Source organism: Pseudomonas sp. G5(2012) (genome assembly GCF_000408945.1).
Classification (GTDB): Bacteria; Pseudomonadota; Gammaproteobacteria; order Pseudomonadales; family Pseudomonadaceae; genus Aquipseudomonas; species Aquipseudomonas umsongensis.
The window spans coordinates 1-21513 of sequence record NZ_APIO01000035.1 but is presented as its reverse complement, the minus strand read 5'-3'; the positions used below and the strand labels follow the sequence as shown (position 1 = coordinate 21513).

16 protein-coding genes are annotated in these 21513 nt (G+C 59.5%); 8 read left to right on the top strand and 8 right to left on the bottom strand.

Features of this window, described 5'->3' with window-relative positions; all coding sequences use genetic code 11:
- Positions 1-53 precede the first annotated feature (53 nt).
- Positions 54-818, top strand: coding sequence for a methyl-accepting chemotaxis protein (locus PG5_RS35305; RefSeq protein ID WP_370628229.1), 765 nt, complete (start codon positions 54-56; stop codon positions 816-818).
- 107 nt (positions 819-925) lie between these two features.
- On the opposite strand, the gene PG5_RS12240 is transcribed toward PG5_RS35305, so the two are convergent.
- The 5 genes from PG5_RS12240 to PG5_RS12220 all read right to left on the bottom strand — a co-directional run bounded on the left by PG5_RS12240 (position 926) and on the right by PG5_RS12220 (position 10002).
- Positions 926-1528, bottom strand: coding sequence for a DUF924 family protein (locus PG5_RS12240; RefSeq protein ID WP_020797436.1), 603 nt, complete (start codon positions 1526-1528; stop codon positions 926-928).
- Positions 1529-1531: 3 nt separating this feature from the next.
- Positions 1532-2542 (bottom strand): class 1 fructose-bisphosphatase, encoded by a 1011-nt coding sequence (locus PG5_RS12235; RefSeq protein WP_020797435.1) that lies wholly within the window; start codon positions 2540-2542, stop codon positions 1532-1534.
- 272 nt (positions 2543-2814) lie between these two features.
- On the bottom strand, positions 2815-4194 hold the full coding sequence (locus PG5_RS12230) for a DUF3999 domain-containing protein (protein WP_020797434.1): 1380 nt from the start codon (positions 4192-4194) through the stop codon (positions 2815-2817).
- The gene (locus tag PG5_RS12225; protein ID WP_020797433.1) at positions 4191-7394 is read right to left on the bottom strand and encodes a DUF2339 domain-containing protein; all 3204 of its coding nucleotides are present in this window, start codon (positions 7392-7394) and stop codon (positions 4191-4193) included. Before PG5_RS12225 ends, PG5_RS12230 begins: the two co-directional genes overlap by 4 nt.
- Positions 7395-7551: 157 nt before the next feature.
- Positions 7552-10002: a glycogen/starch/alpha-glucan phosphorylase gene (locus PG5_RS12220; protein WP_020797432.1), complete on the bottom strand. Its 2451-nt coding sequence runs from the start codon at positions 10000-10002 to the stop codon at positions 7552-7554.
- Between the two features lie 258 nt (positions 10003-10260).
- Here PG5_RS12220 and PG5_RS12215 point away from each other — a divergent pair, with 258 nt between their 5' ends.
- Positions 10261-10698: a YkgJ family cysteine cluster protein gene (locus PG5_RS12215; RefSeq protein ID WP_042955348.1), complete on the top strand. Its 438-nt coding sequence runs from the start codon at positions 10261-10263 to the stop codon at positions 10696-10698.
- Between the two features lie 196 nt (positions 10699-10894).
- Here PG5_RS12215 and typA read toward each other — a convergent pair whose 3' ends face one another.
- Complete coding sequence (gene typA, locus PG5_RS12210; RefSeq protein WP_008058555.1) at positions 10895-12715, bottom strand: translational GTPase TypA; 1821 nt, start codon at positions 12713-12715, stop codon at positions 10895-10897.
- Positions 12716-12854: 139 nt separating this feature from the next.
- Positions 12855-14309: a tRNA uracil 4-sulfurtransferase ThiI gene (thiI, locus tag PG5_RS12205; protein WP_020797429.1), complete on the bottom strand. Its 1455-nt coding sequence runs from the start codon at positions 14307-14309 to the stop codon at positions 12855-12857.
- A gap of 328 nt (positions 14310-14637) precedes the next feature.
- On the opposite strand from thiI, the gene glnA reads away from it, so the two are divergent.
- The 5 genes from glnA (at position 14638) to ntrC (ending at position 19954) form a co-directional block, all read left to right on the top strand.
- Positions 14638-16044 carry a type I glutamate--ammonia ligase gene (gene glnA, locus PG5_RS12200; RefSeq protein ID WP_020797428.1) on the top strand — a complete coding sequence of 469 codons (1407 nt, stop codon included), beginning with the start codon at positions 14638-14640 and terminating at the stop codon, positions 16042-16044.
- A gap of 177 nt (positions 16045-16221) precedes the next feature.
- Entirely contained in the window at positions 16222-16644 is a 423-nt protein-coding gene (locus tag PG5_RS12190; RefSeq protein ID WP_020797427.1) for a cupin domain-containing protein, read from the top strand.
- Positions 16645-16670: 26 nt separating this feature from the next.
- Positions 16671-17186: a DUF4124 domain-containing protein gene (locus tag PG5_RS12185; protein WP_020797425.1), complete on the top strand. Its 516-nt coding sequence runs from the start codon at positions 16671-16673 to the stop codon at positions 17184-17186.
- Between the two features lie 249 nt (positions 17187-17435).
- Positions 17436-18521, top strand: a complete 1086-nt coding sequence (glnL, locus tag PG5_RS12180) for a nitrogen regulation protein NR(II) (protein WP_020797424.1) — start codon at positions 17436-17438, stop codon at positions 18519-18521.
- Complete coding sequence (gene ntrC / locus PG5_RS12175; protein ID WP_020797423.1) at positions 18518-19954, top strand: nitrogen regulation protein NR(I); 1437 nt, start codon at positions 18518-18520, stop codon at positions 19952-19954. Before glnL ends, ntrC begins: the two co-directional genes overlap by 4 nt.
- Before the next feature lie 551 nt (positions 19955-20505).
- Here ntrC and PG5_RS12170 read toward each other — a convergent pair.
- Positions 20506-20946 carry a hypothetical protein gene (locus tag PG5_RS12170; protein ID WP_033044422.1) on the bottom strand — a complete coding sequence of 147 codons (441 nt, stop codon included), beginning with the start codon at positions 20944-20946 and terminating at the stop codon, positions 20506-20508.
- Here PG5_RS12170 and trmL point away from each other — a divergent pair.
- Positions 20945-21400, top strand: a complete 456-nt coding sequence (trmL, locus tag PG5_RS12165) for a tRNA (uridine(34)/cytosine(34)/5-carboxymethylaminomethyluridine(34)-2'-O)-methyltransferase TrmL (protein WP_020797421.1) — start codon at positions 20945-20947, stop codon at positions 21398-21400. The genes PG5_RS12170 and trmL overlap by 2 nt on opposite strands.
- Positions 21401-21513 lie beyond the last annotated feature (113 nt).

The following is a 21513-nucleotide window of genomic DNA, read 5'->3' as shown; positions in this document are numbered from 1 at the left end:
CGGGCCAAGTCAACGAAGTGGCCCTGCGCGTTGTCGCCGCGTCCAATTCGTCGATGTTCAACTCCGACCAGCAAGCCTCCCGCACCAGCAGCGTCGCCGCCGCGATCAATCAGCTCGGCGCCGCCGCCCAGGAGATCGCCCAGAACGCCGCCCTCGCCTCACAGCACTCGAGCGATGCGCGCGCGCTGGCCGAAGAGGGCCAGCAGGTGGTGGATAAAACCATCTCGGCGATGCACCAGCTGTCGGCAAAGATCAGCGACTCGTGCGGCAACATCGAGACGCTAAACAGCAACACCGTCAACATCGGGCAGATTCTGGAGGTGATCACCAGCATCTCCCAGCAAACCAACCTGCTGGCGCTCAACGCGGCGATTGAAGCCGCGCGCGCCGGTGAAGCCGGACGTGGTTTTGCGGTGGTCGCCGACGAAGTGCGCAACCTCGCCCACCGCACACAGGACTCGGCGCAGCAAGTGCAGAAGATGATCGAGGAACTGCAAGTCGGCGCCCGGGAAGCGGTCACCATCATGACCGACAGCCAGCGTCAGAGCGAAAGCAGCGTCGGTATCGCCAACCAGGCCGGCGAGCGCCTGGGCAGCGTGACCCAGCGCATCGGCGAAATCGATGGAATGAACCAATCCGTTGCGACCGCAACGGAAGAACAGACAGCCGTGGTGGAATCGATCAACGTCGACATCACCGAGATCAACACGCTGAACCAGGAAGGCGTGGAGAACCTGCAGTCGACTTTGCGTGCATGTGCTGATCTTGAACAGCAGGCGGCGCGGTTGAAGCAGTTGGTGGGTAGTTTCAGAATCTAAATCGCTCTTGCGGGCCCCTTCGCGAGCAGGCTCGCTCCCACAGTTGAAACACATACCCCTGTGGGAGCGAGCCTGCTCGCGAAAGCGGCATCAGCCGCGATGAAGATTCAGAACCTTGAACCCGGTTTCGACAGAAACTCCAATTCCTCAGCCGTAGACTCGCGCCCCAACACCGAATTGCGATGCGGAAACCGTCCAAACTGCGCAATCACCTTCTGATGCCGCTCGGCAAAATCCAGATAATCGGCAAACAATGCCCGATCACTCTCCGGCTGTTGCGCAACCAGTTCGATATGACGCGAAACGCCTTCGTTCTGCACCGCAAGGTTCTCGCTGTGCTCGAATACCAGCAGGATGAACACTCGCTGAATCGGTGATAACTGCCGGTCAAAATCCGCAGCAATGCCTTGGGCGACCAGTTTCTGGGCCCGTAGATCACCGGAAAAGGCTTTGGGGGTGTCGCGAAAGATCATGCGGGGAAGTTGATCAAGCAACAGCACCAGTGCCAGCCAACCTTCGGGACATTGCATCCACTCGGTCAATCCGCCGGCCAGTGCCTGCTCGACCTGGTCCCCGAAACGCTCTCGCGCCTCGAGGTCCTGGCTGTCACGCTTGCCGAACCACAACTTGCCCTTGTCAGCCGCGATTGCCCTGGCTTCTTCGGCTGTACCGAACCACCAATCGAGCAACGGCTGCCAGGGCGCGTTCATGGTTTATTCCTTGTGGTAAGCCGTAACGCGTGCAACTTCTTCTTTCGAACCGAGGAACACCGCTACGCGCTGGTGCAGACCTTCAGGCTGGATGTCGAGAATACGTTGGTGACCATCGGTGGACGCGCCGCCCGCCTGCTCCACCAGGAACGACATCGGGTTGGCTTCGTACATCAGGCGCAATTTGCCTGGCTTGGACGGCTCGCGGTTGTCGCGCGGGTACATGAACAAGCCACCACGGGTCAGGATGCGATGCACGTCGGCGACCATGGCCGCGACCCAACGCATGTTGTAGTTCTTTTTCAACGGGCCTTCATCGCCTGCCAGCAACTCGCCAACGTAGCGCTGTACCGGTGCTTCCCAGTGACGCTGGTTGGACGCGTTGATGGCAAATTCCTGGGTCGCTTCAGGAATGGTGATGTTTTCGTGGGTCAGTACGAAGCTGCCCATTTCACGATCCAGGGTGAAACCTTTCACGCCGTCGCCCAGGGTCAGGATCAACATGGTCTGAGGACCATAGATCGCGTAACCGGCGGCCACTTGCTGGGTGCCTGGCTGCAGGAAAGCCTTTTCATTCAAGGGCTCGTTCTGGCTCAGGTATTCGTTCGGGCAACGCAGTACCGAGAAGATAGTGCCGACCGGGGCATTGATGTCGATGTTCGACGAACCGTCCAGCGGGTCGAACACCAACAGGTAGGCGCCTTTCGGGTATTTGCCCGGGATCTGGTAGGCGTTGTCCATTTCTTCGGACGCCATGCCAGCCAGGTGACCGCCCCATTCGTTGGCTTCCAGCAGGATCTCGTTGGAGATCACGTCGAGCTTCTTCTGCACTTCGCCCTGGACGTTTTCAGTGCCCATGCTGCCCAGAACGCCACCCAGGGCGCCCTTGGACACGGCGTGGTTGATCTCCTTGCAGGCACGCGCCACCACTTCGATCAGGAAGCGCAGATCGGCAGGAGTGTTGTTGCTGCGGGTCTGCTCAATCAAATAGCGACTCAAGGTAACGCGGGACATGGAAGGCTCCGGTGGAATGGGGGACTAAAAACCCGCGCAGTTTAACGCGAGTCGGGGCGCATTTCCTCCTATCAGACGTGATCGGCTGAAGAGAGTTCAGGCGCGGGGTTCAGCGTAGTAGGAAATGGGCTGGATGTGAGCAGGAAAGTAGCGGTCAAATCAGCATTTTTATTGACTGATCGACCGCCTTCGCGAGCAGGCTCGCTCCCACATGAAACGCATAACCTGTGGGAGCGAGCCTGCTCGCGAATGGTGCGTAGCGCCAGCGATTTTCAGGTGTTGGCGGGCGGCTTGCGCAGCAGGCTGAATGCCATAGCCGCCAGAAACAAAACCCCAAGCAGCAACACCGCCCACAGGCCAAACTTCTTCCAGTCGGTGCCCACCGCCGCCGGCAGTGTCGAAACAGCCGGCGTCGTCACCACCCCACCATCAACCGACGCCTGACCCAACGTCGCCAGCTTAGCCGGGCTGTAATCCGGAATCAGCGTCGACAATGGCAAGTTCGCCGCCTTAACCGTCGCATTGCCCAGTACCAGCGTATAGGGCTCTGACCCGCGCGCCAGAAACACCAGTTGCGTGGCCCGCACGGCAAACTTCACGGTTGGCGCCTGTGCGCCCAGGCCACCACCGCGCTCGTCCACGGTCAGTTTCAACTGTTGTATGGCTTGCCCCGGCAACTGCAACTCGTTCTGCACCACGTCCTCGCCATTCTGGGTCAGGCGATAGAGCAAGCCACTGCTCAACGGTTGCCACGGCAAGCTGCTGTCGCGCCGTCCAGACAGGATGACCGGCGCCAGGCTGTTAGGTTGACTCAATTCAACCTGCACTCGCTCGACATTCAGCCCCCTCGGTAATTGCCAGGTGTATTCACCTGCCTTCACGCTATTGCCGTCCAACGCGTGGGACCAGGTCAACGGCAGCGGTAAGCTACGCACGCTTTGCAACTGCGCCGATGTCAGTATCGGCGCCGATTGCGGCGAGTCCCACAGCAAGCGCAGATAGCGTGCAGACTGCCCCGGCAGGCTGACCTCATGCTGCTCGACCCGCTCATCGGCAAACGTCAGCCGCGCCAGTTGCCCCTCGCCCCAAGACTGCCAATGCTGCAAATCGTCGCTGGCCTCGATGCTGAACCGCTGGAAGCCATCACGCTCACTGGTCCAGTCGAGGATCAACTGCTGCAGCGGCGCCTTGATCGCGCTGGCATCCAGTAGCCAGCCACGTAACGCTTCCTCCCCCACCTCCAACTCAGTGGAAGGCTGCACCTGGACCAGGGTGCCATTGGCGCTCGCTTGCACGCGAACGCTCGGGGCATGCCCGGTGGCATCCGCCGAGTCATAAAGCGGGAACCATTTGACGTCAGTCAACGTAGGGTTGTCGTCAGCTTGTGCGTTTGCCCGTGACAGGGCATAGGCTTGCGGTTCGCCAGCGGCGTTGAACACGCGCACATCACTGAGGTCGGTCTGGCGTGCGCTCAGTTGCACAGCCAGGGGCAGCTCAACGCGATACCACGGACCTTCACCGCTCACGGACAACGGCACATGCGTGGCAAAGTCCGCCGGTGATTCCTGGGCCCACGTTTCCTGGAAAGAGACAGAGAGTGCCATGCCCATTGCAAAGATACCCAACCAGGCCCGGTTCAGCTTTTGACTCAAGACGACACTCCTTCGGTTTGCGGCGCCGGCTTTTCGGGGGCCCCGGCAGTTTCGACGCGCCTGGGTGGCAACGGGGCGAAATAGCCCACTACCAGCAGCAGCACGCCCACGCCGATAAACGACACGATCCGCGCCAACCCGCCACGGTTGCTCAATTCGACGAAGAACAGTTTCGCTACCACCACGCCAATCAGGGCCGCACCGATCAACCAGACTTCACGCCGATGACGCAAATGGCCACCAATCATCAAACCCAGCGCCATCAAGGTCCAGACGATGGACAGGCCGGCCTGGACCCGCATCGACTCGAGCAAGGCGGGCAGCTCGAACGGTACGCCGCCCCAATGGTGAGCCGTGCGCATCACCAGGGCAGTGAAGAACGTGAACAGCGAAGCGCCGACGATCGCTTGCACAGCGGCCGCCACAGCAGCGCTGTAGCTCCCGGGAATCACCTGTTGCGCTGCCTCACTGCGGGACCAGGCGTAGACACCGAACAACGCAAACAGCAGGCCCAATTCGAGCGGGTTGACCAGCGGTAAATAGGGCAAGGGATCAGCCTTGCCATCACTGACCGTATTGGCCAGCCAGAACCAGCCCAGCATCAACAATGCCAAAGGCGCGGCGGCATACACACGGTATTCGCGAGCGTAGACCGACACCGGCCAGGGCCAGGCACGCGGTGCCGCCATCAGCACCAGGTACAAGCTCGGCAGCAGCGCCCAGCCCAGCCAGCGCCAGGCGTTGTAGTGCTCGGACAACAGCAGCAAGCCATAACGCAGCTCCAGGGCCAGCACACCGATCAGCAACCAACAACCGAGTACGTGAGCGCTGCTCAGGGCAGCGCTCGGCAGGATCGGCGCCAAGCGTCGCAAGGACAGGAAATGCACGATGAACACCACGGCCCACAGCAGCCAGCCGGCGTTGGCGGCCGGATGAAAGCGCGGATGCCAAGCGGCGAGCAACACCAGGCCGGCAGCCGGGATCAGCAAGGTGCAGAGCACGCCCAGCGCGGGCCACGCCAGGCGCAGCGCCAACATGGCCCACAGCGCCACACTGGTTGCCGCGGCTGCCAGCAGCAATGTCGCCTGCAGGGGCAACGGTGCAAACAGCAGCACTTCACTGACCCAGGCCAGCGCCCACCACCCTGCTCCCCACGCCAGCAACACCCGCGACAAACGCTGCAGGTTCACACCATCGATCACCGTGACAGCAAAGCCGACTTGCAAACGCCACGCCCCGATCAATGCGACCAGGCCCAGCATCAGCGGTGACCAGAAGCCAGTATGAGCCAACGGCCGCACGCCTTCGCTGACCAGAGGTTCAGCCACCAGGAACAGCACGGCGCCCAGCAACTGAACGACAAACGCGCTCAGCAGGAATGTAGCCGAGCGCAGGTGCAGACCGACGAACAAAGTCAGCAGCCCGGCCATTGCCCAACTGATTGACGTGCCATGGGCGAAAAAGAACATCGGCGCCAGCAAGTAGACAAATGCCAGGCCGAGAGCGGCCAGAACCGGCAAGACATGACGCTCCCAGGACGACACCTGCCCAGGCAAGGCCTTGTGCAACTGATGGAAACTGAACAGCAGTGCGCCGCCGAGCAACAACGCTCCCAGCGGCGTGCCATCAAGCAGGCTATTCTCGCCGCTGCGCAATTCACTGAGAAACACCAGCGCCGCGCCCGCTTGCAACAACAAGGCAAATGCACGAGCGAGCGAGCGCTGCTGGCGCAGGCCCAGCCAGAAAATTCCCGCGCCTTCCACCGCCCAGGCGCCACTCGTCCACCGCGCATCCAGCCCCAAGGGAATCGCCAGGCTGGCGAAAATAACGCCCAGCGCCAGGCAGGTTTCCCCCAACAGCAATGCTCGTCCCATCAGCATCCGAGCCAAGCCCATGTAGATCATGCCGAGCGCCAGGGCGCTGAATGCGGCAGCGAACTCCAGATGCTGAACCACGGCGAACTGCAATCCAAAGCCAACCAGCGGCGGACCGAACAGCAGTGTGCCGTCGACGTAATCACCCTTGCGCGCGGACCAGCGCAACAGCGCCTCACGGCTGTCATCCTCGGGCGCGTCCCCCAAATGCAGCAATTTACGTCGGGAGAACAACAAGCCAATGGCCAGGTACATCACGAAGAAAAGAATCAGGAACGGCTCGGTGCTCCACAGCAATTCTGGCGTATAGGAGCGCAAACCCCAGGCGAACCCGATACCAAAGGTGCCGGTGAAGCCGATCACATTGAGCAAGCGCCAGGCTTTGAACCAGGCGATAACGAGGATGCCGGCGTTGAGCAAGGCGAAGTAACTGAACAGCGCGACGTGACTGCCGGCACCCGTGGAAGCCAGCAGCGGCGCGGCGAATCCGCCCAGCGCAGCGGCGGCGGCCAGGCCCAGTGCGTCCTGGGTAATGGCCAGGATCGCCGAAAACACCGTCACCGCCACCAACAGGCCAAATGCCGCTGAGGGATCGAGCAACGGATGCAGGCGCATCGCAGCAAACACCGTCAGGTACAGCACGGCAATGGCGGCGCCTTGCAGCATCAAGGCGTAAGCACTGTTACGCGTTCGCAGCCACCAGCCCAGGCCCAGCAGGCCCATTGCTACCGCCGCGACACCGGCATAGCGCAATTCGATCGGCACCACCATGCCCTCGGTGGCGTAGCGCAGCAGGAAGGCCAGACCGAGGAACAACAGCATCACACCGACCCGCAGCACGGTGTTGCCACCCAATAACCACGCACGCGCCGCGTTGATGGCGCGCTCGACGAGGCTTGGTTCGGGGGGATTGGCGCGTTCGCGGTCGGCTGGCGCGGGTTTCCATGCATCGAAGGGCTGTGCATGGCTGGACTGGGTAGCCGCAGCGGTGGCCGTCTCCAGATCGGGCGGCAGCTCCCAGATCAGCTCAGGGGTTTCGACGGGGGCCTGAGTGACCGCGATGTCAGCAACTGGAGCGGCAGCGCTGGCTTCAGGCACCTTGATCCCGGGCCCCTCAAGCAAAGCCAAGCGTTGCTCGACCGCGCGCAGTGCAAGTTGCGCCTGTTCGAGCAGGCGACGCTGCTCAATGGCCTGCGATCCCAGCCTGCCAATGTGAACGGCCTGCCCGATACCCAACCCGAGTAACGCGCCCAGCAACGCATCGCTGAACGACTCGTCGAGTATCCAGCCCAGCACCAGGCCCACAAGCATGAACATCCATTGCATGGTCGATATCCCTAAGCGCAATCCAGGAAGATTAGCGCAGCCAGCTCCAAAAAGATCGCAGCCTCCGGCAGCCCTTACAAGGACATACAAATCCCTGTAGGCGCTGCCGGAGGCTGCGATCTTTTACGGCTGCCAGTATATCGACCCGCTGGAACAGTTACTCCAACGCCTTCCAGATATCCGTGGCGTACTCGCGAATCGTCCGGTCAGAAGAAAACCAGCCCATGCGCGAGGTGTTCAGCACCGCCGATCGCCACCATTCCTGGGAATCGTGCCAAAGGGCTTCGACGCGCATCTGCGCATTCCAGTAGGAGTCGAAATCGGCGCAGACAAGGAAGCGGTCGTAATCCACCAACGAATCGATCAAGCCGGTGTAACGGGACGGATCATCCGGCGAGAACACCCCGCCGCGAAGGGCTTGCAATACATCATTGAGTCGATGGGACGCGGCAATATCCGGCACTGCGCTGAACTCGTGGTTCTGCTTGCGCGCTTCGACCTGCTGGGCACTGAGACCAAAGATGAACATGTTCTCCGCGCCGATGCGCTCGGACATCTCCACGTTGGCACCGTCCAGCGTGCCGATGGTCAATGCACCGTTGAGGCCGAATTTCATGTTGCTGGTCCCCGAGGCTTCAAAGCCGGCAGTGGAGATCTGCTCGGACAGATCCGCCGCCGGAATAATGCTCTCCGCCAGGCTGACGTTGTAGTTGGGCAGGAACACGACCTTGAGCAATCCGCGTACAGTCGGGTCGTTGTTCACCACCCGGGCGATGTCGTTGGTCAGCTTGATGATCAACTTGGCCTGGTGATAACTGGCCGCCGCTTTACCAGCGAAGATCTTCACCCGTGGCACCCAGTCGATTTCAGGTTCCGCACGAATCGCCTGGTACAACGCCACGGTGTGCATCAGGTTGAGCAGTTGGCGCTTGTATTCGTGGATCCGCTTGACCTGCACGTCGAACATCGCCGCCGGGTTGACCGCCACCCCCAAACGTTCGTGAATCAGGTAGGCCAGGGCCTTTTTGCTGTGCAGACGCTGTTCGGCGAAGGCCTTGCGGAACGCAGGCTTGTCGGCGAATGGCTGCAGGTCGAGCAGTCGCTCCTCGGGCTTGTCCAGCAAGTCCGGGCCCAGGGCATCGACCAGCATCGAGGTCAGCTCCGGGTTGGCCTGGTACAGCCAGCGGCGGAACGTGATGCCATTGGTCTTGTTGTTGATCCGTTGCGGATAGAGCTTGTGCAGCTCGGAGAACACCGTCTTGCGCATCAGTTGCGTGTGCAAGCCGGATACGCCGTTGACACTGTGGGAGCCGAGGAACGCCAGGTTGCCCATGCGCACACGTCGACCGTTGTCTTCCTCAATCAAGGACACCGCGCGCAACACATCGAAATCATGGATGCCCTTGGCCCGCAGCGAGTCGATGTGCTGGGCATTGATCAGGTAAATGATCTGCATGTGCCGTGGCAGCATGCGCTCCATCAGGCCTACCGGCCAGGTTTCCAGCGCCTCGGGCAGCAACGTGTGGTTGGTGTAGGAAAGCGTGTCGACCGTCACCTGCCAGGCCGCGTCCCACGCCACGTCATAGACATCCACCAATTGGCGCATTAACTCGGCCACGGCAATCGAGGGGTGGGTGTCGTTGAGCTGGATCGCTGCGTGATCGCCCAGGGTCAGGACGGAGGTGTGCATGTTGCGATGACGGCGCAGCAAGTCCTGCAGGGAGGCGGCAACGAAGAAGTATTCCTGGCGCAACCGCAGTTCTTGGCCGGCCTCGGTGCTGTCTGCCGGGTACAGTACTCGAGAGATACTTTCAGCCCGGGCCACTTCCGCCACCGCTCCCAGGTGATCGCCGGCATTGAAGCGTTCCAGGTGCAAATCTTCCATAGCCCGCGCGCGCCACAGCCGCAACGTGTTCACGCTTGCCCCGCGCCAACCGACCACGGGTGTGTCATAGGCAATGGCCCGTACGGTTTCCGCCGGGTGCCAGACTTGCTTGGATTTGCCTTCGCTGTCGGTCACGGTCTCGACGCCGCCACCGAAGCCGATCGGGTAAACCACTTCTGGGCGCTCGAACTCCCACGGATTGCCGAAGTCCAGCCAGTGCTCGGTCTGTTCCTGTTGCCAACCGTCGACGATGGCCTGACGAAACAGGCCGTGCTCGTAACGAATGCCGTAGCCATGACCCGCGATGCCCAGGGTCGACATGCTTTCCATGAAACACGCCGCCAGTCGTCCAAGACCACCGTTGCCCAACGCCGCATCAGGCTCCAGCAGGCGGATGCGTTCAAGATCGACGCCGAGTTCGGTCAGGGCTTCGCGTGCCACGTCGAGCAGGCCGAGATTGCTCAGGCTGTCGTAAAGCAGTCGGCCGATCAGAAATTCCAGGGAGAGGTAATAAACCCGTTTCTGTCCTTTGCGGTAAATCTGCCGAGTGTGGTCCATCCAGTGCTCGACCATGTGATCACGCGCTGCCAGGGCAATGGCTTCGAACCAGTCATGATCGAAGGCGTGATCCGGGTCTTTGCCCACCGCGTAGGTGAGTTTGGTCAAGACGGCGTCGCGGAATGCGGCCACCTCTGCTTCGCGAACAAGTGGTTCTTGAGTCATCGATAGGACCTCGAGCGAGCTTGGAGTTGTCTGAGACTAGACGGTCTGACAAACGGTATAGACTCTGGTTCGGCAGTTTTTCCTGTTAATGCGCATCAAGCCGGCAATACATTGTCATGTACCTGATTCAATGCAGGGGCCGTGCCGGATTAGTGGTGCTGCGTGGATGCCCATGAAAAAAAACTGGCGAAAGGTTGTTCAAAAATCCACCAGTCCCGGTATGATCGCGCGCCCTGATGCACACGCTGGTAACAACCGATGATGAAGCCCAACCTGATCGCCGCCACGGAGATCGACCGACTCGACACCTGGGCCAAGTACTCTGCCCCAATGTGCGGCTCCTGCCTATCGAGCTGCTGCACCCTGCCGGTCGAGGTCAAGATCAAGGACCTGATCCGCATCGGCATCGTCGACGAGTTCGAACGCGGCGACCCGCCAAAGAACATCGCCAAGCGCCTGCAGAAGGAAGGGATCGTCGAGCGCTATAACCAGAAGTCCGAGATCTTCACCCTCCAGCGCATGAGCAACAACGATTGCCTTTATCTGGATCGTAAGAGCCGTCTGTGCACTATTTATGAAAAGCGCCCGGATACGTGCCGCAACCACCCGAAAATCGGCCCGCGGCCGGGGTATTGCGCGTACAAGCCCAAGGAAGTGGTGCGTGAAACCAATTCCCGGAGTATCGAGCGGTTCTGATCTGATCGTTCCCACGCTCCGCGTGGGAATGCAGCCAGGGACGCTCCGCGCCCCAAAAGCGTGACGCAGAGCGTCACAAGAGGCGTTCCCACGCAGAGCGTGGGAACGATCAACCTGGCACCGCACAAATCGCAGACAAACAAAAACGCCCCCGATCTCTCGACCGGGGGCGTTTTCGTTCAGCCGGGGCTAAATCTTATGCCTTGGCTTTCTTGGCAGCGCGGGTACGCTCGCTTTCGTCCAGGATCTTCTTGCGAAGACGGATGGACTTAGGAGTCACTTCACACAGCTCGTCGTCCTGGATGAATTCCAGGGCCTGTTCCAGGGTGAAGCGAACAGGTGGAACCAGGGCGATGGTTTCGTCTTTACCCGAAGCACGCATGTTGTCGAGCTTCTTGCCCTTGGTAGGGTTGACGCCCAGGTCGTTGTCACGGCTGTTCAGACCAACGATCTGACCGTTGTAGATTTCCTGACCGTGTTCAACGAACAGCTTGCCACGCGCCTGCAGGGTTTCCAGGGAGTAGGTCAGTGCCTTGCCGGTTTCAACCGAAACCAGAACGCCGTTCTGACGGCCGGACATGTCACCGGACTTCATCACGTCGTAACGATCGAAGATCGAGGTCAGGATGCCAGCACCGTTGGTCAGGGTCAGGAACTGGTTACGGAAACCGATCAGACCACGAGCAGGGATGTTGTATTCCAGACGCACACGGCCCTTGCCATCCGGCACCATGTTGGTCAGGTCACCCTTACGCAGGCCCATCTCTTCCATCACCTTGCCTTGGGATTCTTCCGGCAGGTCGATGGTGACGTTTTCGTACGGTTCGTGCTTCACGCCGTCAACCAGACGGATGATCACTTCCGGACGGCCTACAGCCATTTCGAAACCTTCGCGACGCATGGTTTCGATCAGAACCGAGAGGTGCAGTTCGCCACGGCCCGATACCTTGAACTTGTCAGCCGAGTCGCCTTCTTCAACGCGCAGTGCAACGTTGTACAGCAGCTCTTTGTCCAGACGTTCCTTGATGTTACGGGAAGTCACGAACTTGCCTTCTTTACCGCAGAATGGCGAGTCGTTTACCTGGAAGGTCATGGAAACGGTTGGCTCGTCGACGGTCAACGGCTTCATCGCTTCGACGTTGTCCGGGGTGCACAGGGTGTCGGAGATGAACAGCGATTCCATACCGCTGATGCACACGATGTCGCCTGCAGCAGCTTCTTCAACGTCTACACGGTGCAGACCGTGGTGACCCATCAGCTTCAGGATACGACCGTTACGCTTCTTGCCGTCGGCGCCGATAGCCACAACCGGGGTGTTCGGCTTGACGCGACCACGAGCGATACGGCCAACACCGATAACACCCAGGAAGCTGTTGTAGTCCAGTGCGGAGATCTGCATCTGGAACGGACCGTCACGGTCAACAGCCGGCGCTGGTACGTTGTCGACGATCGACTGGTACAGCGGGGTCATGTCTTCAGCCATTTCGTTGTGGTCCAGACCGGCAATACCGTTCAGGGCCGAGGCGTAGACGACTTTGAAGTCCAGCTGTTCTTCGGTGGCACCCAGGTTGTCGAACAGGTCGAAGATCTGGTCCAGAACCCAATCCGGACGCGCGCCTGGACGGTCAACCTTGTTGATGCACACGATCGGACGCAGGCCGGCTTCGAAAGCCTTCTTGGTCACGAAACGGGTTTGCGGCATAGGGCCGTCTTGAGCGTCAACCAGCAGCAGAACGGAGTCGACCATCGACATTACGCGTTCTACTTCGCCGCCGAAGTCGGCGTGGCCCGGGGTGTCCACGATGTTGATGTGGTAGCCGTTCCAGTTGATGGCGGTGTTTTTCGCCAGAATGGTAATACCGCGCTCTTTCTCCTGGTCGTTGGAGTCCATCACGCGCTCGTCGTTGAGCTCGTTGCGCTCCAGGGTGCCGGATTGACGCAGGAGTTTGTCTACCAGGGTGGTTTTACCATGGTCAACGTGAGCAATGATGGCGATGTTACGTAGATTTTCGATCACTTGTGTATCTCGATCAGAGGATTCGGTGCGCTGACAAGTCTTGGCAGCGATTTACAGTAGAGTCAGGCCTTGCCGTTACAGCTTGACGGCGGCGTCGGGGGGCCGGTGACGCAAGCCACAGGCAAACAGCCCCGGGCACTTAGCTCGGTCGATAAACGCGCACATTGGCATGTCCCTCACTGAGCAAATGGTGGGCATGCAGGCGACTCATCACGCCTTTGTCGCAATAAAGCAGGTACTGGCGAGTAGGGTCCAGTTCCTTGAAACGAGCGTTCAGTGCATAAAACGGCATCGTTTGTACCTCGATGCCAGCAAGGTCCAGCGGGTCGTCTTCAGCGGCATCCGGGTGACGGATGTCGATCACGATCTGACCGGCCAGCGCTTCGCTGACTTCTTCAATTTGCAGGTCCTGGCCCAATTCGTCGATCACGCGATCGATCGGTACCAGTTTGGCGTTCTCGAGCGCACGCTCAAGGACTGCCATGTCGAATTCTTTCTCTTCGTGCTCCACCCGATGGCGCTTGGCAGCAGTCTTGGGGTTCACCGAGATGACCCCGCAGTACTCCGGCATGTGCCTGGCGAAGTCGGCGGTGCCGATTTCGTTGGCCAGGTCGATGATGTCCTGCTTGTGGCTGGCGATCAGCGGACGCAAGACCAGCTTGTCGGTCACGCAATCGATCACGGACAGGTTCGGCAGGGTCTGGCTCGATACCTGGGAGATCGCCTCTCCGGTGACCAACGCGTCGATGTGCAGTCGATCGGCAATTTGGGAGGAAGCGCGCAACATCATACGCTTCAATACTACGCCCATATGACTGTTATCGACTTTGCCGAGAATTTCTCCCAGCACTTCTTCGAACGGCACACTGACAAATAACACGCGTTGCGAGCTGCCGTACTTCTTCCAGATGAAATGCGCGACTTCCATGACGCCCAATTCGTGTGCACGCCCACCCAGGTTGAAGAAGCAGAAATGCGCCATCAGGCCGCGGCGCATGATCTGGTAGGCGGCGACGGTGGAATCGAAGCCGCCGGACATCAGCACCAGCGTCTGCTCCAGCGCACCCAGCGGATATCCGCCAATACCGTTGTGTTGGCTATGGATCACGAACAACCGTTGGTCGCGAACTTCGATGCGCACTTCGATTTCAGGCTTTTTCAGGTCAATCCCGGCGGCACCGCACTGTCGGCGCAACTGGCTGCCGACATATTTCTCGATGTCAATCGAGCTGAACGGGTGCTTGCCGGCACGCTTGCAACGCACCGAAAAAATCTTCCCGGCCAGCGCATCACCGTAGTGCTGCTTGCACTTCTCGACGATGTCATCGAAGTCACCCAGCGGGTACTCGTCGATTTGCAGGAAATGCGCAATGCCCGGCATGCAGCTCAGGCGCTCACCCATCTCCTTCAGGGCCTTGGGCTCGCTGACACGGGTCTCCAGCTCGAGATTGTCCCACACGCCGTTCACCACCACAGCCGGGTCCAGATCGCGGAGCACGGCACGGATGTTCTTGGCCAACTGGCGGATAAAACGCATCCGTACCGGGCGGCTCTTGATGGTGATCTCTGGAAAGACTTTTACGATTAATTTCATGGAAACAGCGCGCGCGAGGCCTGCCGAAAAAGGGGGGCGCGGATTATAGCGGAAATTGCTCAAGGTTTAACCAGTTAATATGCAGAAGGTTTTGCGCGCACCAAAACGGGTCATTTATTGAAACGAGCGCCACATTGTAGGGCGGTATTTTCCGCATTAAGGTGCTTTACCGCCTTAAAAGCGTGAATTCGGGGCAAAAATCCCATGGTGGGGCACTGGCATGCAATTTGCTCCCTTGTGAGGCAGGTTGCCTTGGCAGAGTATTCGCGCCGGCATCACAAACATCTAAGGGCATCCACTACCAGCCCTAATCCACCCGGAGGACACTATGTCGAAGTCGGTTCAACTCATCAAAGATCATGACGTCAAGTGGATTGATCTGCGCTTCACAGACACCAAGGGCACTCAGCACCACGTGACCATGCCGGCTCGCGACGGGCTGGATGAAGACTTCTTCGAAGTCGGCAAGATGTTCGACGGCTCCTCCATCGCTGGCTGGAAAGGCATTGAAGCTTCCGACATGATCCTCATGCCGGACGACAGCACTGCCGTACTGGACCCGTTCACCGAAGAGCCGACCCTGATCCTGACCTGCGACATCGTCGATCCTTCGAGCATGCAAGGCTACGATCGCGACCCACGTGCGATCGCCAAGCGCGCTGAAGAACACCTGAAAGCCTCCGGCATTGGCGACACCGTATTCTGCGGTCCGGAGCCAGAGTTCTTCATCTTCGACCAGGTGAAGTTCAAGTCCGACATTTCCGGCTCTATGTTCAAGATCTACTCCGAACAAGGTTCGTGGATGTCTGACCAGGACATCGAAGGCGGTAACAAAGGTCACCGTCCAGGCGTCAAAGGCGGCTACTTCCCGGTTCCACCGTTCGACCACGACCACGAAATCCGTACCTCCATGTGCAACGCACTGGAAGAAATGGGCCTGACCGTCGAAGTTCACCACCACGAAGTGGCAACTGCCGGCCAGAACGAAATCGGCGTCAAGTTCAACACCCTGGTGAAGAAAGCCGACGAAACCCAAACCCTGAAGTACGTCGTGCACAACGTAGCCGATGCCTACGGCCGCACCGCTACCTTCATGCCTAAGCCCCTGTACGGCGACAACGGTTCGGGTATGCACGTTCACATGTCCATCTGGAAAGATGGCAAGAACACCTTCGCAGGCGAAGGTTATGCCGGCCTGTCCGATACCGCCCTGTACTTCATCGGCGGCATCATCAAGCACGGTAAGGCCCTGAACGGCTTCACCAACCCGGCGACCAACTCCTACAAGCGTCTGGTTCCAGGCTTCGAAGCTCCGGTCATGCTGGCCTACTCGGCCCGTAACCGTTCCGCCTCGATCCGTATTCCTTACGTGTCGAGCCCGAAAGCCCGCCGTATCGAAGCGCGTTTCCCGGATCCGGCTGCCAACCCGTACCTGTGCTTCGCCGCACTGATGATGGCTGGCCTGGACGGCATCCAGAACAAGATCCACCCTGGCGACGCAGCTGACAAAAACCTGTACGACCTGCCGCCTGAAGAGGCGAAAGAGATCCCACAAGTTTGCGGCAGCCTGAAAGAAGCCCTGGAAGAGCTGGACAAAGGTCGTGCGTTCCTGACCAAAGGCGGCGTTTTCAGCGACGACTTCATCGACGCCTACATCGCCCTGAAAAGCGAAGAAGAAATCAAGGTTCGTACCTTCGTACACCCACTGGAATACGAGCTGTACTACAGCTGCTGATCCGGTAGCGCCTGCGCAAGCGGCGTGACAAAGAGGCCTCCTTCGGGAGGCCTTTTTTTTGTAGGCAACTTCTCACGCAGGGGGTCCATGTTTCCCCGGGCATTCACGGCAACGTCCGGCATAAAAAAATATCGGCTAACCGTAGCCTGTACCGTCTTGAACTCAAAGGACGGCAACATGAAACCCTCCATGCTCACCCCCCTATTTACCGCCCTCATCGCCCTTGCCCTACAGGGCTGTAGCAACTCAGCGTCCACAGTAGCGATCGAACGCAAAGTCCTGTTGCAAAGCAGCGCCTCCTGGGACAGCACGCCTTACACCCATTACCCTTACGCCGAACCACAACTCTCGGTGCTTAAACTGAAAATTCCGGCCAATACGCAACTTCCATGGCATCGCCACGCCATGCCAAATGCGGCGTATGTCCTCAGCGGGGAGCTGACGATAGAAAGCAAGGAAAGCGGCCAGGTTCGACGCGTCAAGCAAGGCGAAGCGGTGGCCGAAATGGTCAATATCACCCACCGCGGAGTCACCGGCGAGGAACCAGTAGAACTTATCGTGTTCTATGCTGGCAGCGAGGGTATTCCTTTGTCGGAGTAATTTTTTGCTGCTCACAGGGAGCCTGAATGCGACCATTCTTATTATTTCTTGGGCTTTTATCAGGCTTCCCTGCAACGGCCCAGATCTACAAATACACCGATGCTGCCGGCAACACGGCCTACAGCAATCAACCACCCGATGGAGTAAGCGCTCAGACGGTTGATTTACCCCCGCTTAACAGCGTCGATCGTCAACCGCCCAACGAACCTCCTGCGCCCACCCCCATCCGCAACCGCGAGCAGATAAACAGCACCTACGAGACTCTTGAGCTGACTGGCGTGCCCAACGACGGGGCCTTGCGCGCCAACAACGGCACCTTCACGGTCAACGTGCTGATCAAACCACGCCTGCAAGGCTCGCATCTGTTCAGGTTGTTACTGGACGAGCAACCCTATGGCCAGCCAGGCAACGTTCCGAGCCTTCAACTGGTAAACATCGATCGCGGCCTGCACAGGCTCGCCGTTCAAGTGATCGACGGCGACACGGTCATACAACAAAGTCCCACCGTGACCTTTACCTTGCAGCGAGTGCACAAGCGTTGAAAGCCTGGCCGCATTTTCGCTTCTTTTAACCTTGCACAGGTTTACGCACTATATTGGTGCGATTAGTTGCACGGCGTTCCAGTCACAGCCCATTTTGGTTCGAAACTACCCGCGAAAGCTGGCAGAACGCCACGCAATCGAGCGTCAAACGCCTGTTTCAGGGGTTTAGCGCTTCTTTTCGGAGCCTTGGTTTGGTTTTTGCATTTTCCTCGCATCAGCTCTTTATTCATGCGCCAAAAGAGGTCCTGAATGACCATCAGCGACGCACTACACCGCTTGCTGCTCGACAACCTGACCACCGCCACCATCCTGCTCAACGCCGAGTTGCGCCTTGAGTACATGAACCCCGCGGCGGAGATGCTCCTGGCCATCAGCGGCCAGCGCAGCCATGGGCAGTTCATCAGCGAGCTGTTTACCGAATCCACCGAAGCGCTCAACTCTTTGCGCCAGGCGGTCCAGCAGGCGCACCCGTTCACAAAACGCGAAGCAATGCTCACTGCCCTCACCGGCCAGACCTTGACGGTCGATTACGCGGTAACACCGATCCTGAGCAATGGCGACACGCTGCTTCTGCTCGAAGTCCATCCCCGCGACCGCTTGCTGCGCATCACCAAGGAAGAGGCCCAGCTGTCGAAGCAGGAAACCAGCAAGATGCTGGTGCGGGGCCTGGCCCATGAAATCAAGAATCCGCTGGGCGGTATTCGCGGCGCGGCACAGCTGCTGGCCCGCGAACTGCCGGAAGAAAGCCTGCGTGACTACACCAACGTCATCATTGAAGAGGCCGACCGCCTGCGCAACCTGGTCGATCGCATGCTCGGCTCGAACAAGTTGCCATCACTGGCCATGTGCAACATTCACGAAGTGCTGGAACGCGTCTGCCATCTGGTCGAGGCCGAGAGCCAGGGCTGCATCACGTTGGTGCGCGACTACGATCCGAGCATTCCAGACGTCCTGATCGATCGGGAACAAATGATCCAGGCCGTGCTGAATATCGTGCGCAATGCGATGCAGGCCATCAGCAGCCAGAATGAGCTGCGCCTGGGCCGCATCAGCCTGCGCACCCGCGCCATGCGCCAGTTCACCATTGGCCACGTGCGCCACCGCCTGGTGACCAAGATCGAAATCATCGACAACGGCCCGGGCATTCCTGCGGACCTTCAGGAAACCATCTTTTTCCCCATGGTCAGCGGCCGTCCGGACGGTACCGGGCTGGGCCTGGCCATTACCCAGAACATCATCAGCCAGCACCAGGGCTTGATCGAATGTGACAGCCACCCCGGCCACACCACATTCTCGATCTTTCTGCCACTGGAACAAGGAGCCACATCGACATGAGCCGTAGTGAAACCGTGTGGATCGTCGATGACGACCGTTCTATCCGTTGGGTCCTGGAAAAAGCCTTGCAGCAGGAAGGCATGACCACGCAAAGCTTCGACAGCGCCGATGGCGTGATGAGCCGCCTGGCGCGCCAGCAGCCGGACGTGATCATCTCCGACATCCGCATGCCTGGCGCCAGCGGCCTGGATCTTCTGGCGCGGATTCGCGAGCAACACCCACGGCTGCCAGTGATCATCATGACAGCGCACTCCGATCTGGACAGCGCTGTCGCGTCCTATCAAGGCGGAGCGTTTGAATACCTGCCCAAGCCGTTCGATGTCGACGAAGCGGTTTCCCTGGTCAAGCGTGCCAACCAGCACGCTCAGGAACAACAAGGCCTGGAAGTGCCGGTCACACTGACCCGCACCCCGGAAATCATCGGCGAAGCACCCGCGATGCAGGAAGTGTTTCGCGCCATCGGGCGCTTGAGCCACTCCAACATCACCGTGCTGATCAACGGCGAATCCGGCACCGGTAAAGAACTGGTGGCGCACGCCCTGCACCGCCACAGCCCGCGCGCCGCTTCGCCATTCATTGCACTGAACATGGCAGCGATCCCCAAGGACCTGATGGAATCCGAGTTGTTCGGCCATGAAAAAGGCGCGTTCACCGGTGCCGCCAACCTGCGCCGCGGTCGATTCGAACAGGCGGATGGGGGCACGCTGTTCCTCGATGAAATCGGCGACATGCCGGCCGACACCCAGACTCGTTTGCTGCGGGTCCTGGCCGATGGCGAGTTTTACCGCGTCGGTGGTCACGTCCCGGTCAAAGTCGATGTGCGGATCATTGCCGCCACGCACCAGAACCTGGAAACCCTGGTGAATGCCGGGAAATTCCGTGAAGACTTGTTCCACCGCCTCAACGTGATCCGCATCCACATACCGCGCCTGTCGGACCGTCGCGAAGACATCCCGACCCTGGCCAAGCACTTCCTCAGCCGTGCAGCGCAGGAACTGGCGGTCGAGCCGAAGCTGCTGAAAAACGAAACCGAGGAGTATCTGAAAAACCTGCCATGGCCGGGCAACGTGCGCCAACTGGAGAACACTTGCCGCTGGATCACCGTGATGGCCTCGGGTCGCGAAGTGCATATCGGCGATTTGCCACCGGAGTTGCTGAGCCTTCCGCAGGATTCGGCCCCGGTGACCAACTGGGAACAGGCGCTACGCCAGTGGGCCGACCAGGCACTGGCTCGCGGTCAATCCAGCCTGCTGGATAGCGCCGTACCGACTTTCGAGCGGATCATGATCGAAACTGCCCTCAAGCACACCGCCGGCCGCCGCCGCGATGCCGCCGTGTTGCTGGGCTGGGGGCGAAACACCCTGACTCGCAAGATCAAGGAACTGGGGATGAAGGTTGATGGTGGGGATGATGATGAGGGGGATGAGGGTTAATCAGCCTTAGTTCTTCACTGACCGTCACACCCAATTCGCGAGCAGGCTCGCTCCCACAGTGGATTTGTAGTGTTCTCACTATCGAGTGAACGCTACCGAACCTTGTGGAAGCGAGCCTGCTCGCGAAGCTTTTTGGGCTCACGTGCACCGCCGGAAGGCACCGTGAACCGCAATCGCGCACGGCAACTGCTCCTAAATCCCGCCTCCGTTCGCAATCGAACCCCTATCGAAGAAACACGAAAACCCCGGATTACGGGGCTTTCAGCTTTACTACGCGACTTTCTGTTTCAACTTGTTAAAACCTGGCACGCCCCCTGCAATAGTCTCATCAGTGATGCAGATCACCACCCAGTTTCGGGGACCTTGGTACAGGCAGGCCGGGGATTCCCCTCTTTACACCGGGCTCATACCGCACAAGCGACGAGCCTCCCAGTTTTGGGGTCCTTGGTACAGGCAGGCCGGGGATTCCCTCTTTACACCGGGTTCAAGCGCAATGCGCGAGCCCTCCCGTTTTGGGGACCTTGGTACAGGCAGGCCGGGGATTCCCTCTTTTATTGCTCCCGGAGATGGATCTCCAGCCGCCAGCGGTCATCGACCTCGCTACCGGCCCACTCACCCTGAAGGGGACGGGCCGCCACCAGCGTCAACAACAATCCCCCGTCACTCAAGCGCACCCGCCAGTTCACATCCTTGCCATTGAGCTTGAGCTGGCCTTTTTGCGCCTTGCCTTGAGCTTCGAACAACAACGCAACACTGCCTTCCACGATCTCGCCGTGGGTCTTGGGCTCATTGTTGAACCACACCACCAAGCCGTCGCTGGTCACTTCGATCTGTTGCAATTCGCTGGGGTCTGGGGTGGTCAGACGACCGATCATCAACCCCACCATGACCCCCACAATTGCCAGCGAAGCCATCACACGCGGGAATAGTTTCGAACGAGGGTCGGCTTGCGGCGTAGAATGCCGCTCATCTCTACCTTCGGAGCCGTGCATGTTTCACGTCATCCTTTTCCAACCAGAAATTCCGCCGAACACCGGCAACGTTATCAGGCTGTGCGCCAACAGTGGCTGCCACCTGCATTTGATCGAACCGCTGGGCTTTGAGATGGACGACAAGCGCCTGCGCCGGGCGGGCCTCGACTACCACGAGTATGCCACCTTGCAACGTCACGCGGACCTGGCCAGCTGCCTGGAAAGCCTCGGTCATCCACGCTTGTTCGCCTTCACCACAAAGGGCTCGCGGCCGTTTCACGACGCCAGCTTCACCCCTGGTGACGCCTTCCTGTTCGGTCCGGAAAGCCGCGGCCTGCCAGCCGAGGTGCTCGACGCTTTGCCCGCTGAACAACGCCTGCGCCTGCCGATGCGCGAAGGCTGCCGTAGCCTGAACCTGTCCAATACCGTGGCCGTCGCCGTGTACGAAGCCTGGCGGCAGAACGACTTCAAATAACACCACGCCCCCCTGTAGGAGCTGCCGAAGGCTGCGATCTTTTGATTTTTAAGATCAAAAGATCGCAGCCTTCGGCAGCTCCTACTCGAAGGTTTCGTTTGCTCCATGAAAAA